This is a genomic window from Bacillus massilinigeriensis (assembly GCF_900117315.1).
In the GTDB taxonomy this organism is placed as follows: domain Bacteria; phylum Bacillota; class Bacilli; order Bacillales; family Cytobacillaceae; genus Bacillus_BE; species Bacillus_BE massilionigeriensis.
In genome coordinates this window covers 1,253,675-1,270,547 of sequence record NZ_LT630337.1, presented here as the reverse complement: position 1 = coordinate 1,270,547, position 16,873 = coordinate 1,253,675, and the positions used below count along the sequence as shown (strand labels likewise).

Here is a 16,873-nt window from a genome sequence, read left to right as displayed (position 1 = left end):
AGAGAAAAACTGGGGGAGTTCCTTCATGTCATCAATTAAGGCAGATAATCGGCATTTGTATTTACAAGTTATCGATCGGTTAAAGCAAGATATTGAGAATGGCATTTATAAAGAAAAAGAAAAATTGCCTTCAGAATTTGACTTAGCCAAACAGCTTGGTGTAAGCAGGGCAACACTACGGGAAGCGTTGCGTATTCTTGAAGAAGAAAACGTGATTATTAGGCGCCATGGTGTTGGAACCTTTGTTAATTCAAAGCCCTTGTTTACCTCTGGTATTGAACAATTGCAAAGTGTCACTGCTATGATTGAACAGGCTGGAATGGAACCTGGTACTATTTTTCTAAGCTCTGAAATACATCTGGCTACAGAAAAGGATATTCGTCGATTCTCATGTTTAAAGGATGAAGAAATGGTTGTGATTGAAAGGGTAAGAACGGCAAATGGTGACCCGGTGGTATATTGTGTGGATAAGATACCAGGAAAAATTTTGCCTACCAGGTTATCACAAATCGAAACATCTATTTTTAGTATTTTAGAAGATGTTTCAAATCGGAAAGTTACATATGCTGTTGCCCAGATAGAACCCATTGGTTATCATCCAAAGATTTCACCAATTCTTAATTGTGGACATGAATGCGCTTTACTTGTGTTAAAGCAAATGCATTACGATGAGATGGATGAACCCATTCTGTATTCAGTCAATTACTTTCGAGCAGACAAATTTAGTTTCCACGTTCTACGAAAAAGAATGTAATTCAGCAGAACTGGAAAAACTACATTTTGACGCAAGTTTAGAGCACATTTCTACCAAATCAAAATAAAAAATAGGGGGTAACATCCTTGAAAAAGCGTAAATTTGGTTTAGCGCTATCACTTGTTTTAGCTGCAGGAACAATTTTGGGTGCTTGTGGCAATAGTGAAAAAGACACTACAGCTGATAAAGGAAAAGAAGAGAGCAAATTCTCAGCTGCAATGGTTACAGATGTTGGTGGGGTTGATGATAAATCCTTTAACCAATCAGCTTGGGAAGGCCTTTCTGCCTGGGGTGAAGAAAATGGATTGGAGAAGGGTAAAGGTGGATATGACTACCTTCAATCTAAATCCGATGCTGACTATACAACTAACCTTCAACGTTTAGCTCGTGAAAAATTCAACTTAATCTTCGGTATTGGTTTCCTTCTACAAAAACCAGTTGAAGAAATTGCTAAACAACGTACAGATACAAATTTTGCAATTGTTGACTCAGTTGTAGAACAACCAAATGTTGCTAGCATTACATTTAAGGAACATCAAGGTTCATTCCTTGTTGGAGTTGTTGCTGGATTAGCTACAAAATCTAATAAAGTTGGATTTATTGGTGGCGTAGATAGTGACCTTATCAAAAAATTTGAAGTTGGCTTTATTGCAGGTGTAAAATCTGTTAACCCTAAAGCTACTGTAGATGTAGAATACGCGGCTTCTTTCGCTGATGCTGCAAAAGGTAAGTCTATTGCTGGTAAAATGTACGGGTCTGGTGTTGACGTAATTTATCATGCAGCAGGTGGTACTGGTGAAGGTATGTTTGCTGAAGCAGTAGAATTAAAGAAAAAAGATTCAAGCAAAAATATCTGGGCAATCGGTGTTGATAAAGACCAATATGACCTAGGTAAAGTTGATGAAAATACGAACATCGCTTTAACTTCAATGGTTAAACGTGTTGATATCGCTGTTAAAGACGTAACTCAAAAAGCAAAAGACGGAAAATTCCCTGGTGGAGAAGTACTAGCATATGGTCTTGAAGAAAATGCTATCGGAATCGCTCCATCTCAAGATAATTTAACAGATGATATGAAAAAGGCTGTTGAGGAATGGACAGCTAAGATTAAAAACGGTGAAGTAGAAGTTCCTCAAACAATTGATGAATTAAATAACTTCATTAAATAATTGATGTAAGGTTTCAAGGGCTATTTCTTTAGATGATAGCCCTTGATTTTCTAAAACTGTTCTATAAAATCACAAGGGAAGAATTGAAAATGGAAAAACGATTTCTATTCTTCCTTTAGGATTTTACCTAATAAATCGTATAGTTTTTTGTACATATGAGGTAAGACCTCTAACAACCTACAAGATTATTAGTTTGTTTTAAGGAGTGAAACAGGGTGGAATACGTAATTGAAATGCTTAACATTCGTAAAGAGTTTTCTGGTTTCGTTGCAAACGACAATATTACCCTGCAGCTGAGAAAAGGAGAAATACATGCTCTGCTCGGTGAAAATGGTGCTGGAAAATCTACATTAATGAATGTTTTGTTTGGGTTGTATCAACCCGAACAAGGAGAAATCCGCGTGAAGGGTAAGCCCGTAAAAATTACCAATCCAAACATCGCTAACGATTTAGGAATTGGAATGGTTCATCAGCATTTTATGTTGGTTGACAAATTTACTGTTACTGAAAATATTATTCTTGGGAAAGAACCAAAAAAAGGTACAACGGTAGACATTAAGAGAGCTGAAAAAGAGGTAAGAGAAATCTCGGAACGATATGGTTTAGCTGTAGATCCACAAGCCAAAATTTCTGATATTACAGTTGGTATGCAGCAACGTGTAGAGATTTTGAAAACACTCTACCGCGGTGCTGAAATCCTTATTTTTGATGAACCAACCGCTGTGTTAACTCCACAAGAAATTGTAGAATTTATTGGGATCATGAAAACCCTGATTAAAGAGGGAAAATCCATCATATTAATTACTCATAAATTGAAAGAAATCATGGAGGTAAGTGACCGAGTAACTGTTATTCGTAAAGGAAAAGGGATTGGTACACTAAATGTTTCTGATACAAATGTACATGAGCTAGCAAGCTTGATGGTTGGCCGTGATGTTGTCTTTAAAACCGAAAAAACTCCTGCAGAACCAAAAGATGTAGTTTTAGAAGTAGATAACCTAGTGGTCAAAGATTCACGGGGAATTGAAGCGGTTAAGGGTCTTAGCCTTTCTGTTCGCGCCGGTGAGATTGTTGGGATTGCTGGAGTCGATGGTAATGGTCAAACTGAATTAATCGAAGCCATTACAGGACTCAGAAAATCTGAAAGTGGTTCAGTAAAAATTAATGGAAAAGAAATACGTAATTTAACACCAAGAAAAATTGCTGAATCCGGTGTTGGACACATTCCTCAAGACCGGCACAAACATGGACTTGTGCTGGATTATCCAATTGCAGAGAATATGGTCTTACAAACCTATTATAAGCCTCCATATTCCAAGTCAGGGATTTTAAACTTCAAAAAAATCTATGAGCAGGCATCTAAAGTTATTAAGGAATTTGATGTCCGTACACCTAGTGAAAGAACATTAGCTCGCTCGCTATCGGGGGGTAACCAACAAAAGGCGATTATTGGGCGGGAAGTAGATAGAAATCCAGATTTACTTATTGCAGCTCAGCCTACTCGTGGTTTGGATGTTGGAGCAATTGAATTTATTCATAAACGCTTGATTGAACAAAGAGACCATGGTAGAGCTGTGTTACTAGTTTCATTTGAACTTGATGAAGTCATGAATGTAAGTGATCGTATAGCTGTCATTTTCGAGGGTCAAATCGTTGCCATTGTAAACCCTAAAGAGACAACTGAACAAGAACTTGGCTTATTAATGGCGGGAAGTAAAGGTAAGGGAGCAGGTGAAGAGAGCCATGTCTAATCGCATACAAAGAATAATTGTTCCAGTAATATCAGTATTACTAGGGATTATAGCCGGAGGAATTATCATGGTAATTAGTGGCTATAATCCGATTAGTGGCTATGCAGCACTTTGGAATGGAATATTTGGTGAAGTATATTATGTCGGGGAAACAGTAAGACAGATTACACCATATATATTGGCAGGTTTAGCTGTTGCATTTGCATTTAAAACAGGTCTCTTCAATATCGGTGTTGAAGGACAATTTATCGTTGGTTGGACAGCAGCTGTTTGGGTCGGAGTCACATTCGATTTACCAAAAATTATCCACTTGCCTTTAGCTTTATTAGCAGCTACTGTAGCAGGGGCGCTATGGGCATTCCTTCCCGGTTTATTAAAAGCAAAGCTAAAGGTTCACGAAGTTATCGTTACAATTATGATGAACTATGTTGCTTTACATGTGACAAATGCTTTTATTCATGCCATCGCTAAAGGCGATACTACAGAAAAGATTCATGGTTCAGCTTCCCTTCGCTCATCTATTTTAGAAGGATTAACTGATTATTCTAGGATGCATATAGGTATCTTTATCGCTCTTATTGCCGCTTTCATTATGTGGTTTCTTCTTGAAAAAACAACAATGGGATATGAGCTACGTTCGGTTGGATTTAACCAACATGCTTCTCAATATGCCGGGATGAATGTAAGTAGAAACATTATTCTATCCATGGTTATTTCCGGTGCCTTTGCGGGTCTAGGAGGGGCAATGGAAGGTTTAGGAACCTTTGAATATGCTTCCATAAAATCGGCCTTCACTGGCGTAGGTTTTGATGGTATCGCAGTGGCCCTTTTAGGAGCAAACTCAGCAATCGGTGTTATTATCGGTGCAATTCTATTTGGAAGCTTAAAGATTGGTGCATTAAATATGCCTCTTGAAGTCGGAGTTCCAAATGAATTAGTTGATATTGTTATCGCATTAATCCTTTTCTTCGTTGCATCTAGTTATATTATTACATGGACAATTAATCGCTTTAAAAAGGGGGCGAAATAAATGGATTTCATGCAGGTATTAGAATTCCTAATTTCATCTACGATATTTATGGGTGCTCCCCTTGTATTTACTGCATTAGGTGGGGTTTTCTCTGAACGTTCTGGTGTTATTAACATCGGATTAGAAGGTTTAATGATCTTTGGTGCATTTGTTGCAATCGTATTTAACCTCACATTTGCAGACACGCTTGGAGATTCTACGAAATGGGTAGCGCTACTCGTTGCAGCAATAATCGCTGGTGCCTTTTCATTAATCCATGCCGTTGCTTCCATTTCATTTAGAGCCGACCAAACGGTCAGTGGTATTGCTATCAACTTTTTAGCTCTAGGATTATCAATATTCCTAGTAAAGAAATGGTATGGCAAAGGTCAAACTGACGTAATTACAGATCGTTTTTATAAAACAGATGTTCCTATTTTAAGTGATATACCGATTATTGGAAGACTTCTCTTCTCTAATGTGTATTACACTTCTTTTATCGCAATTGGTGTTGCAATTCTAGGATGGTATATTTTGTATAAAACCGCATTTGGTTTAAGATTACGTTCTGTCGGTGAACACCCAATGGCCGCAGACACAATGGGTGTCAATGTCTATAAAATGCGTTATCTTGCAGTTGTAATAAGTGGATTCCTTGGTGGTCTTGGTGGAGCAGTATATGCCGAAACAATTACAATGAACTTTGGACATGCAACTATTAGTGGTCAAGGTTTCATGGCAATGGCCGCGATGATATTTGGTAAGTGGCATCCAATTGGTGCACTTGGTGCAGCTCTATTCTTTGGTTTTGCACAAAGCTTAAGTATTGTCGGATCCAGTGTTCCATTCCTTAAAGACGTACCAGATGTATATTTAAATATTGCGCCTTATGTCTTAACAATTTTAGCACTGGCAGGATTTATCGGCCGTGCTGAAGCACCTAAAGCAGATGGTGTTCCTTATATTAAAGGTCAAAGATAATTATTTAATAACCTATCAGTCTTGCGGGCTGATAGGTTTTTTTTACCCCACACATTATTTCCATTTTATCCAAAACTTGATACGATGAAGGATCACAAGTTATAGTAAGAATAGGTTTAAAAATTAGAGCAAAATATATACTTATTAGGTTCCTCATCTTACTTATGGTATTTTTGAGAAAACTAAATGATTTATTATTGAATTACATAGAATGAATAAACAGACTAGAAGGAGGATGGCTATGGCGATTATTTCTGAAACAGTGAAGGTAATGAAGGGATACACCCTTCATATCGTTAAGACTGAAAAATATAAAACAAATACATTCGTTTGGAAGATGAAATCACCATTAAAGAAAGAATCCTTAACTGAAAGGGCCTTATTGCCGTATGTTTTACAAAGCAGCTCCAAAAAATATCCAACGACAACTAGTTTGAGGACGTACCTTGATGATTTATATGGTGCTAGCTTATTTGTTGATTTAGCTAAGAAAGGTGAATATCATATCATTAGTTTTTCCATTGACATACCAAATGAAAAGTTTTTGTCTAATCAAACCTCTCTATTGCGAAAGGCGATTGAATTACTTGCCGAAATATTGAAAAATCCAAATATGAACGAATCTTCTTTTGATAAAGATACAGTTGAAAGAGAAAAGAGAACGTTAAAACAACGTATTCAATCTATTTATGATGATAAAATGAAATATTCGAGTAATCGTCTTGTCGAGGAAATGTGTGAAGGAGAATTGTATTCCCTTCCTACTCATGGGCAAATGGATCATGTAGATTCAATTACTCAAGAAAGTCTATACAACTATTATGAACAGGCATTTAATGAGGATGAGCTTGATTTGTATGTAATTGGGGATGTCAATGTTGAGGAAGTGACAGCTGTTGCAGATGAATTCCTTCAATTTTCTAACCGAACTCCTCAAATAGTGGAAAAACAGGCCGCGTCAGCAGCCATTGATCAAGTAAAAGAGGTAAAAGAAAACCAGGATGTAAAACAGGGCAAATTAAATATCGGTTTCCGCACAAATGTTTACTATGGAGATCAGGATTATTATGCTCTTCAGGTTTTTAACGGAATATATGGTGGATTCTCACACTCCAAATTGTTTATTAATGTCAGGGAAAAAGCAAGTCTGGCCTATTATGCAGCCAGCAGACTTGAAAGCCATAAGGGCTTAATGATGGTTATGTCAGGTATTGACAATAAAAATTACGATCAAACGGTTTCAATTATAAAAGAACAAATGGAATCGATGAAGAGCGGTGATTTTTCAGATCAAGAGCTTGAGCAGACTAAAGCCGTAATTAAAAATCAAATGCTTGAAACGATTGATTCCGCGAGGGGAATTGTCGAAGTCCTTTATCATAATGTAGTAGCCAAGGCAAATGTGACTTTAGACTCCTGGCTAGAAGAAACGGATAAGGTATCAAAAGAGGATGTTGTGAAGGTTGCGCAGAAGACCCATTTAGACACCATCTATTTTCTTACTGGATTGGAGGCGGGTAAATAGTGGAGAAGATTAGTTTTGACCAGCTTCAGGAAGAGTTGTTTCATGAAAGATTAGACAATGGACTTGAGGTCTATATTTTACCGAAAAAAGGTTTTAACAAAACCTATGCAACGTTTACGACAAAATATGGTTCTGTCGATAATCATTTCATTCCAGCCGGAAAGACAGAATTTACGAAGGTTCCAGATGGCATTGCTCACTTTTTAGAGCATAAATTGTTTGAAAAAGAGGATGGAGATGTTTTCCAGCAGTTTAGCAAACAGGGTGCTTCAGCAAACGCCTTTACCTCATTTACAAGGACAGCCTACTTATTTTCGAGCACCACAGATGTTGAAAAAAACCTAGAAACGCTCATAGACTTTGTTCAGGATCCATACTTTTCAGAGAAAACAGTTGAGAAAGAAAAAGGAATTATCGGTCAAGAAATTACCATGTATGATGACAATCCGGATTGGCGTTTGTATTTTGGATTAATTGAAAATATGTATAAAACCCATCCGGTAAGTATTGATATTGCAGGAACCGTTGAATCTATTTCACATATCACAAAAGATTTGTTATATGAATGCTATAATACGTTTTACCATCCGAGCAATATGCTTTTGTTTATTGTTGGACCAGTTAATCCAGAAGCCATAATGAAACAAATAAAGGATAACCAAGCAAAAAAGACATATCAGGAGCAACCCGAAATCAAGAGGCAATTCGATGAGGAAATTCACGGGGTTGCTGAGAAGAAACAAGTGTTAAAAATGAATGTCCAAACTTCAAAATGTTTAGTTGGTGTAAAAGCAGTTGATGTCGAGCTTCAAGGTGAAGAAATGCTGAAGAGAGAACTGACTATAAACCTTCTTCTTGATTTGTTATTTGGAAAAAGCTCGGAAAATTATAAAAAACTTTATGAGTCTGGATTAATTGATGACACATTTTCCTTTGATTATACGCAAGAAAAAGGCTTTGGCTTTTCGATGATTGGGGGCGATACAAGCGACCCAGACAAATTAGCTGAAACATTAAAGCAAATGCTTTTTGAGGCTCATGATGGGAAGATCACTGAAGAGGCATTAGAACGAACAAAAAAGAAGAAAATAGGTGGATTTTTACGTGCGGTGAACTCTCCAGAATATATTGCCAATCAGTTTACTCGCTATGCATTTAATGAAATGGATCTTTTTGATGTCGTTCCTACCTTGGAAAAAATCACTCTTAATGATGTATTATCCGCTGCTAAGGATTTTATTGATGAAGAGCGTTTTACGGTTTGTCAAGTCATTCCAAAAGGATAATGATAAATGGGTTCTATTCCTTTTAAAAGCGGTGGTTTTTGATTGGAATAGAGCCTGTTTTGATGTATCCCTGAAATATTAAATCTATGCTAAATAATTGAAGAGAAATAACGGAGTGGAGAAAATGCATAAATATATATTAATAACAGGAGCAAGTGGAGGGATTGGAAAAGCCATAGCTAAAAGACTGGCAAAAGAGGGATACTCCCTTTATTTACATTATTTTAAAAATAAAAAGGCAATCGAGGGTCTCTTAGATGAACTGAACCAATATGGTGGTGAATATTTGCCTATTTGCGCCGATTTATCCACTTCTGATGGATATAAAGTCGTTTTAAATAATATCTTTTCCCTTCATGGTATTGTACATAACAGCGGAAATAGTCATTTCGGAATGTTGATGGATGTAAATCAGGAGGACCTTGAGAAACTCTTTCGTATTCATGTGACATCTCCTATTCTATTAACAAAAGAATTATTGCCAAAAATGCTTCATCATCAATCAGGGAATATCATTTTTATATCCTCCATCTGGGGTCAAATTGGTGCAGCCTGTGAGACAGTTTATTCAGCTGCGAAAGGGGCACAAATTGCATTTGTAAAGGCCTTAAGTAAAGAGGTGGCATTAAGTGGTATTCGGGTAAATTCTGTTGCACCAGGAGCAATTGAAACAGCCATGCTTGAAGGCTTTACTAAAGAAGAATTAGAGGACATACAGGGAGAAATCCCAATGGGGAAAATAGGGAGTCCAGAAAACATTGCTGATGCGGTACATTTTCTGTTATCTGACCAAGCATCTTATATTACTGGACAAGTATTATCTGTGAATGGTGGTTGGTTTATGTAGATAACAAAAATGAAAAAGGGCAGATGTGTATATTTTCCTTATGCCTATGCAAAATATATATGTACTATCTAAAAAGGAGGATTTTACATGTCTGTACTTGATAATTGGCAACAATGGAAGGACTTTCTTGGTGATCGTTTAGATCATGCTCAAAATCAAGGAATGAATAAAGAAGTCATTAACGATCTTGCATTTCAAATTGGAGATTATCTAGCAAAACAGGTTGAACCAAAAAATGAACAAGAAAGAATCCTTGCCGATCTTTGGTCTGTAGCTACTCCAGAAGAGCAACATGCAATTGCAAGTATAATGGTGAAACTTGTTGATAAATAATCACTTATGTAAAAAAAGGGAGGGGGACCTCCCTTTTTTGTTTTAGACAGAAGATTTCTTGTGATGTACTATGGAAAAGGAGATTTTGAAAGTGGATAAAAGCTGTGAAAGAAACCCTAAAACGACAAAAAGTGGCATTATTTTAACATTTTAACTCAGAAACCGGTTTTTTCTTTCATCTTAATGGAAAATCATATATTATAGTATTTGAAATCTATTATGATTGTCATACCTAGCATTCATTGGGGGTTTTTTAGTGGAAAAGAAAGAATGGTATTTAGAATATGAAATTCAAAAAAACCGTCCTGGTCTGCTTGGCGATATTTCTTCATTATTAGGAATGCTTTCTATTAATATTGTAACAATAAATGGGGTAGATGAAGGTCGTAGAGGACTATTAATTTTGGCTAAAAATCACGACCAAATCGTTCGGTTAGAATCAATTTTAAATACAATGGACACAATTAAAGTAATAAAAATTCGTGAACCTAAATTACGTGACCGTCTAGCAGTTCGACATGGAAGGTACATACAAAGGGATGCGGATGATAAGAAAACCTTTCGATTTGTTAGAGATGAATTAGGATTACTGGTTGATTTTATGGCTGAATTATTTAAACAAGAAGGTCACAAATTGATTGGTATTCGCGGGATGCCTCGTGTCGGAAAAACGGAATCCATTGTTGCAGCAAGCGTCTGTGCTAATAAACGTTGGTTATTCGTTTCTTCCACTCTTCTAAAGCAGACAATAAGGAGTCAGCTTATTGAGGATGAATATAACGAAAACAACTTATTTATTATTGATGGTATTGTCTCAACTAGAAGAGCTAACGAACGTCACTGGCAGCTTGTAAGAGAAATTATGTCACTTCCTGCAGTTAAAGTAATAGAACATCCAGATATCTTTGTTCAAAATACAGAGTATTCCATGGAAGACTTTGATTATATTATTGAGCTAAGAAATGAACCAGGTGAAGAAATAAAATATGATGATGTAGAAAAAGACAATATGTTCTCTGATATGGATTTCGGGGGCTTTGATTTTTAGTATATTGGAAGGTGTTATCTTTGTCAGAACTAGGGAACAGACTCAAAGAAGCTCGAATCAATAAGAATATGAGTTTAGACGATTTACAATCGGTTACCAAGATTCAAAAGCGTTACTTAAAGGGAATCGAAGAAGGAAATTATGATATGATGCCGGGCTCTTTTTATGTTCGAGCATTTATTAAGCAATATGCTGAAGCAGTAGGTATTGAGCCAGAGGAATTGTTTTCACAATATGCTTCAGAAATACCAGCAACTCATACGGAAGACATTCCTGAAAAAATCTCTCGGGTGCAATCAAGAAGTAATATATCTCCAAATCGTTCCAAGATATTTGACATATTACCCAAAATTTTAATCGCAATAGTTGTCATTGGTGTGATTGCTGCTATTTATTATTATCTTCAAAAGAATGCTGGAGCAGAAGATAAGGAAGCTAAAAATAGCGATAACCAAACAGTTACATATGAGGAGTCTGAAAAGCTTCAAAAAGAAGACTCTAAAGCAGAAGAAAAGGCTACTGAAGAGGAAACAACTAAAGAAGAGGAAAATCCAGTTGTAGAGGATGAGAATCTTGAAGAGTCTACCCAAGAGATTTCTATATTAGAATCCAATGGCGATGAAACAACTTATGAGCTGAAAAATGCAGAGGATTTTCAAGTGAAGATTGTTTCAACTGGTGAGACATGGATTAATATGTTAAATGGGAAAGGCTATTCCTTCTTTCAAGGGACGTTGAAAAAGGGCGAAACGGATAGTAAGTCCGTTGATTATTCAAAAGAAGAAGAAGCAGTTATTATAGTTGGAAATGCTGCGAATACGGAAATTTACGTTAATGACCAATTGTTAGAGTATAAGGTTTCTCCATCAGAAGTGGTTACCCAGAATATAACCATTAAGAAGGTTTCGGAGGATTCAGTGAATGAATAGTCATCAATGGATGACTATTTTTCACTTTTTTTCCTTCTGCTATATTGGTTCATACGTTTTTTACTTACGGAGGTCACAATATGAATTTACCAAATAAGATTACTATTTCTAGGATATTTTTAATCCCCATCTTTTTAATTGTCATGTTAGTTCCTTTTTCATGGGGGAAATTAACACTGCTTGGTGCAACAATGCCAGTCACTCATTTTGTAGGTGCGATTATATTTATTGTGGCTTCTACAACCGATTGGATTGATGGGCATTATGCGAGAAAGTATAATTTAGTCACCAATTTAGGGAAGTTTTTAGATCCATTAGCTGATAAATTATTGGTTTCTTCAGCTTTAATCGTATTAGTAGATTTAGGTTATGCGGCGTCATGGATTGTTATTATTATCATTAGCCGTGAATTTGCTGTGACGGGTCTTAGACTTGTGCTTGCTGGAGAAGGTGAAGTAGTTGCCGCAAATATGCTTGGAAAGATCAAAACATGGACGCAAATAGTTGCCATATCTGCTTTGCTTTTGCATAATATTATTTTTGAGATGATTTCTTTTCCGTTTGATACGATTGCGTTATGGGTTGCAACATTCTTTACCATCTGGTCTGGTTGGGACTATTTTAGTAAAAACAAATATGCCTTTAAAAACTCAAAATGATTTACTTATACTAGATACTTTTGAATGATGTAGTGGGATAGATGAGCTTTTATTGATGGAAAAATACTTCTTAGAGGTGATGAATCAATGAACGCTGAGATCATAGCTGTTGGTTCGGAATTGCTCCTAGGCCAAATAGCGAATACAAATGCTCAATTTCTTTCAAAGGAATTAGCGGATCTAGGAGTAAATGTATACTTTCATACCGTAGTAGGAGATAACTCTTCTCGGTTACAATCGGCAATTGAAATGGCTGAAGGAAGATCCGATATCATTATTTTTTCAGGCGGCCTTGGACCAACAAAGGATGATTTAACTAAAGAAACTATAGCTAACTACTTAGGTAAAAAGCTATTAATTGACGAAGATGTCTTAATGTCCATAGAACAATTTTTTCAAAAAAGAAACCGTACGATGACTGATAATAATCGCAAGCAAGCATTAGTCTTTGAGGATGGTATCGTTCTTCAAAATGATCATGGAACGGCACCTGGGTTATTTCTTCAATCCAATAAAAAGATGTATATGCTATTGCCTGGACCACCAAAAGAACTAATACCAATGTTTTTAAATTATGGGAAACCAATGTTAACAGACAAGCTTGGTATGAATGAAAAAATTATCTCTCGGGTATTGAGATTTTTCGGCATCGGGGAGTCTATGCTGGAAACTCAAATTGAGGATTTAATTGATGGTCAAAAAAACCCAACCATTGCACCATTAGCTGGTGACGGGGAGGTTATCTTAAGATTAACAGCCAAGTACGAATCAATTGAAAAAGCTACAAGATTATTAGATGAAACGGAACAAAAAATCATGGAAAGGGTAGGTACGTTTTTCTACGGATATAATGATACTACCCTAATGAAGGAACTATTTCATGTTTTAGAACAAAAAGAACTAACCATTTCTTGTGCCGAAAGTTTAACAGGCGGTTTATTTCAAGAGAAATTCACTTCTCTTCCTGGTGCAAGTAATCATTTAAAGGGTGGCATTGTATGTTATACCAATGAAGTGAAAGAAAAAATCCTCAAGGTTAAGAGGGAGACTCTTGAAACCGATGGAGCTGTTAGTGAATCCTGTGCAAAGCAATTGGCTGAAAACGTAGCCGAATTACTACATTCAGATATCGGCATTAGCTTTACTGGCGTAGCAGGACCAGGTGCATTGGAAGGTAAGCCCGCTGGGACAGTCTATGTAGGAATCTATATCAAAAATACTCCTACAACAGTTAAAAAGCTCACCCTCGGAGGGACAAGAGAGGCAAATCGAATTCAAACGGTAAAATATGGATGCTACTATTTAATGAAACTGTTAAAAGAAGTCGCAGAAGGCGTATCATGAGCCTTCTGTGATTTTTTTGTTTAAAATAATATTTTCAGACAATGAGTGATTTCCAAATTTTACTCAGCATTTTCACTTCAAAAAATGAGTTTTCCATAGTAAAATTTCATTTTTGAACCAAAAATCCTTTCGAAAATAAACGAATGGATGTTCGATTTTTATCTCGACAAACAAATCAAAAACGGGTATAGTTAAGATAGTATTTCGAGCGAACTAGACTCGCCTGAAGGAATATTTGTTATTTAAAGGAGGATTTATTTGTGAGTGATCGTCAAGCAGCCCTTGAAATGGCGTTAAAACAGATAGAAAAACAATTTGGTAAAGGTTCCATTATGAAGCTAGGTGAACAAACGGATCGTGAAATTTCATCAGTGCCAAGTGGCTCATTAGCATTGGATGCGGCACTTGGAATTGGAGGATATCCTCGAGGAAGAGTTATCGAAATTTACGGACCTGAAAGTTCTGGTAAAACAACGGTTGCTCTACATGCTATTGCCGAGGTTCAAGCAGGTGGAGGACAAGCAGCATTTATTGACGCAGAGCATGCCCTTGATCCTGTATATGCACAAAAGCTCGGTGTTAACATCGATGAATTATTATTGTCTCAACCAGATACCGGTGAACAGGCCCTTGAAATTGCTGAGGCTTTAGTTAGAAGTGGGGCAGTAGATATTATTGTTATCGATTCTGTTGCCGCTCTTGTACCAAAAGCAGAAATTGAAGGAGAGATGGGGGATTCCCATGTGGGTCTTCAAGCTCGTTTGATGTCTCAAGCCCTTCGTAAACTCTCTGGAGCTATTAATAAATCAAAAACAATTGCTATTTTCATCAACCAAATCCGTGAAAAAGTGGGCGTTATGTTTGGAAATCCTGAAACCACACCAGGTGGACGTGCCCTTAAATTCTATTCTTCTGTACGTTTAGAAGTTCGTCGTGCAGAGCAATTAAAACAAGGTACTGATATCGTCGGAAATAAAACCAAAATTAAAGTTGTAAAGAATAAAGTAGCTCCGCCATTCCGTACAGCTGAAGTTGACATTATGTATGGTGAAGGGATTTCTAAAGAAGGGGAAATCGTTGACCTAGGATCTGAGCTTGATATTGTGCAAAAGAGTGGTGCATGGTATGCATACAATGGTGAGAAGCTTGGCCAAGGTCGTGAAAATGCTAAGTTATTCCTCAAAGAAAACCCTGATATTCGTCTTGAAATTCAAACTAAAATTCGTGAACACTACGGACTAGAACAAGCAGAACCAGTAAATGACGATGAAGGACAGGAAGAATTGGAATTAATCGATTAATGTAATGATGAAGAGAGTAACTACGGGTGAGTTACTCTCTATTGTTTTTCTTATTTTTAAATATTTACATAGTTATTAAGTTAAATTCAAAATATTAGAAATAGCATAAAGGACAAACCCTTGACAATAAAAATTCACAGCTTTACAATTAGGATGTATATTTTACATTTTTTTATGACTATTAAAACGTTTAAAAGCCTTTGAGCTGTATATTGAGGTAGAACAATGTACATGCCGACACTTTAGAAAACGTAACACAAACAAAGTTCATAGCAAGAGGAGGTGAAATGATGGATTTATTAGCAATCATCTCCATTTTGCTTGGTCTAATCGTAGGTGCAGTTGTTGGCTATTTTGTTCGTAAATCTTTTTCTGAAGCAAAAATAGCAGGAGCTAAGAATTCCGCTGAGCTTATTTTGGAAGATGCAAAACGTGAGGCGGATTCCCTGAAAAAGGAAGCCCTTCTTGAAGCGAAGGATGAGATTCATAAGTTGCGTTCTGAAGCTGAACGTGAAGTTCGTGATCGAAGAAGTGAACTGCAAAAACAAGAAAATCGTTTATTGCAAAAAGAAGAGAATCTTGATCGTAAAGACGAAACGCTAGATAAACGTGAAGCACAATTAGAAAAGAGGGACGATTCTCTAAACAAAAGACAACAGCATATTGAACAGATGGAAAGCAAAGTGGACGAGATGATACGTACACAACAAAGTGAGCTTGAACGCATCTCAGGTCTAACTCGTGATGAGGCAAGATCCATCATTTTAGAGCGAATTGAGCAAGAATTGTCTCATGAAACTGCTTTAATGATTAAAGAGAGTGAAAATAGAGTGAAAGAGGAATCTGATAAAAAGGCGAAGGAAGTCTTGTCATTAGCAATCCAAAGGTGTGCGGCTGACCACGTTGCCGAAACGACTGTATCAGTGGTCAATCTTCCAAATGATGAAATGAAAGGTCGTATCATTGGTCGTGAGGGTCGTAATATTCGTACTCTAGAGACCTTAACTGGTATTGACTTAATCATTGACGATACACCTGAAGCAGTCATTTTATCAGGATTTGATCCAATTCGTCGTGAAACCGCACGTCTAGCTCTAGAAAAGTTGGTTCAAGATGGTCGAATTCATCCAGCACGAATCGAGGAAATGGTTGATAAAGCTCGTCGTGAAGTGGATGAGCATATTCGGGAAATCGGGGAACAAACCACTTTCGAGGTTGGAGTTCATGGTTTACATCCAGACCTAATCAAGATTCTTGGACGCTTAAAATTCCGTACAAGCTACGGACAGAATGTTCTTAAACATTCAATAGAAGTTGCTCAATTATCAGGATTATTAGCAGCTGAGCTTGGGGAGGATGAGACTTTAGCACGTCGTTCCGGATTACTTCATGATATCGGTAAGGCAATCGATCATGAGGTAGAAGGAAGTCATGTTGAAATCGGTGTAGAGCTTGCTACCAAATATAAGGAGCATCCTGTCGTAATAAACAGTATTGCATCTCATCATGGTGACACCGAACCAACTTCAATTATTGCCATTCTTGTTGCTGCAGCTGATGCATTATCGGCCGCGAGACCAGGTGCGCGTAGAGAAACTCTAGAGAACTATATTCGCCGTCTAGAGAAGCTTGAAGAGATTTCTGAATCTCATGATGGAGTGGAAAAATCATATGCAATTCAGGCAGGTCGTGAAATCCGCGTAATCGTTAAGCCTGACCAAATAGATGATTTAGAAGCACATCGTTTAGCACGGGATATTCGTAAAAAAATCGAGGAAGAACTAGACTACCCTGGACATATAAAAGTAACAGTAATTCGTGAAACAAGAGCTGTTGAATACGCAAAATAAAGCGGTGCCACTGGCACTGCTTTATTTTTTGCCGTATTCAGTCTTTTTGCTTTTCCTTGAATAGAATGAACAGGGATTGTGATACAA

At 36.9% G+C, this 16,873-nt stretch carries 15 protein-coding genes; all 15 read left to right on the top strand.

The features are described from left to right. Positions 1–25: 25 nt before the first annotated feature. The 15 genes from BQ6100_RS06375 to rny all read left to right on the top strand — a co-directional run bounded on the left by BQ6100_RS06375 (position 26) and on the right by rny (position 16,786). Positions 26–754 (top strand): GntR family transcriptional regulator, encoded by a 729-nt coding sequence (locus tag BQ6100_RS06375; protein WP_075980869.1) that lies wholly within the window; start codon positions 26–28, stop codon positions 752–754. 86 nt (positions 755–840) lie between these two features. After that, positions 841–1,923, top strand: a complete 1,083-nt coding sequence (locus BQ6100_RS06370) for a BMP family lipoprotein (protein WP_075980868.1) — start codon at positions 841–843, stop codon at positions 1,921–1,923. A 215-nt stretch (positions 1,924–2,138) separates the two neighbouring features. Beyond that, positions 2,139–3,674: an ABC transporter ATP-binding protein gene (locus tag BQ6100_RS06365; protein WP_075980867.1), complete on the top strand. Its 1,536-nt coding sequence runs from the start codon at positions 2,139–2,141 to the stop codon at positions 3,672–3,674. Beyond that, on the top strand, positions 3,667–4,704 hold the full coding sequence (locus BQ6100_RS06360; RefSeq protein ID WP_075980866.1) for an ABC transporter permease: 1,038 nt from the start codon (positions 3,667–3,669) through the stop codon (positions 4,702–4,704). Before BQ6100_RS06365 ends, BQ6100_RS06360 begins: the two co-directional genes overlap by 8 nt. Continuing rightward, positions 4,705–5,664: an ABC transporter permease gene (locus BQ6100_RS06355; protein WP_075980865.1), complete on the top strand. Its 960-nt coding sequence runs from the start codon at positions 4,705–4,707 to the stop codon at positions 5,662–5,664. 241 nt (positions 5,665–5,905) lie between these two features. After that, entirely contained in the window at positions 5,906–7,189 is a 1,284-nt protein-coding gene (gene yfmF, locus BQ6100_RS06350; protein ID WP_075980864.1) for an EF-P 5-aminopentanol modification-associated protein YfmF, read from the top strand. Beyond that, on the top strand, positions 7,189–8,475 hold the full coding sequence (yfmH, locus tag BQ6100_RS06345; protein ID WP_075980863.1) for an EF-P 5-aminopentanol modification-associated protein YfmH: 1,287 nt from the start codon (positions 7,189–7,191) through the stop codon (positions 8,473–8,475). Before yfmF ends, yfmH begins: the two co-directional genes overlap by 1 nt. A gap of 124 nt (positions 8,476–8,599) precedes the next feature. Next, entirely contained in the window at positions 8,600–9,322 is a 723-nt protein-coding gene (ymfI, locus tag BQ6100_RS06340) for an elongation factor P 5-aminopentanone reductase (RefSeq protein WP_075980862.1), read from the top strand. A gap of 87 nt (positions 9,323–9,409) precedes the next feature. Then, the gene (locus tag BQ6100_RS06335) at positions 9,410–9,655 is read left to right on the top strand and encodes a DUF3243 domain-containing protein (RefSeq protein WP_075980861.1); all 246 of its coding nucleotides are present in this window, start codon (positions 9,410–9,412) and stop codon (positions 9,653–9,655) included. 256 nt (positions 9,656–9,911) lie between these two features. Next, entirely contained in the window at positions 9,912–10,703 is a 792-nt protein-coding gene (locus BQ6100_RS06330) for a DUF3388 domain-containing protein (protein ID WP_075980860.1), read from the top strand. An 11-nt stretch (positions 10,704–10,714) separates the two neighbouring features. After that, positions 10,715–11,632 (top strand): helix-turn-helix domain-containing protein, encoded by a 918-nt coding sequence (locus BQ6100_RS06325; protein ID WP_315970012.1) that lies wholly within the window; start codon positions 10,715–10,717, stop codon positions 11,630–11,632. 80 nt (positions 11,633–11,712) lie between these two features. After that, positions 11,713–12,291, top strand: a complete 579-nt coding sequence (pgsA, locus tag BQ6100_RS06320) for a CDP-diacylglycerol--glycerol-3-phosphate 3-phosphatidyltransferase (RefSeq protein WP_075980858.1) — start codon at positions 11,713–11,715, stop codon at positions 12,289–12,291. 87 nt (positions 12,292–12,378) lie between these two features. Then, a complete protein-coding gene (locus tag BQ6100_RS06315; protein WP_075980857.1) occupies positions 12,379–13,635 on the top strand; it encodes a competence/damage-inducible protein A in 1,257 nt (418 codons plus the stop codon). A 260-nt stretch (positions 13,636–13,895) separates the two neighbouring features. Next, positions 13,896–14,936 carry a recombinase RecA gene (gene recA / locus BQ6100_RS06310; protein ID WP_075980856.1) on the top strand — a complete coding sequence of 347 codons (1,041 nt, stop codon included), beginning with the start codon at positions 13,896–13,898 and terminating at the stop codon, positions 14,934–14,936. Between the two features lie 287 nt (positions 14,937–15,223). Beyond that, positions 15,224–16,786, top strand: a complete 1,563-nt coding sequence (gene rny / locus BQ6100_RS06305; protein WP_173719815.1) for a ribonuclease Y — start codon at positions 15,224–15,226, stop codon at positions 16,784–16,786. The last annotated feature ends 87 nt before the right edge of the window (positions 16,787–16,873 follow it).

Coding starts and splice junctions, on each gene's coding strand:
- pgsA (WP_075980858.1), top strand. CDS start 11,713: ATGAATTTACCAAATAAGATTACTATTTCTAGGATATTTTTAATCCCC.
- BQ6100_RS06375 (WP_075980869.1), top strand. CDS start 26: ATGTCATCAATTAAGGCAGATAATCGGCATTTGTATTTACAAGTTATC.
- BQ6100_RS06335 (WP_075980861.1), top strand. CDS start 9,410: ATGTCTGTACTTGATAATTGGCAACAATGGAAGGACTTTCTTGGTGAT.
- BQ6100_RS06315 (WP_075980857.1), top strand. CDS start 12,379: ATGAACGCTGAGATCATAGCTGTTGGTTCGGAATTGCTCCTAGGCCAA.
- BQ6100_RS06360 (WP_075980866.1), top strand. CDS start 3,667: ATGTCTAATCGCATACAAAGAATAATTGTTCCAGTAATATCAGTATTA.
- rny (WP_173719815.1), top strand. CDS start 15,224: ATGATGGATTTATTAGCAATCATCTCCATTTTGCTTGGTCTAATCGTA.
- BQ6100_RS06355 (WP_075980865.1), top strand. CDS start 4,705: ATGGATTTCATGCAGGTATTAGAATTCCTAATTTCATCTACGATATTT.
- yfmF (WP_075980864.1), top strand. CDS start 5,906: ATGGCGATTATTTCTGAAACAGTGAAGGTAATGAAGGGATACACCCTT.
- ymfI (WP_075980862.1), top strand. CDS start 8,600: ATGCATAAATATATATTAATAACAGGAGCAAGTGGAGGGATTGGAAAA.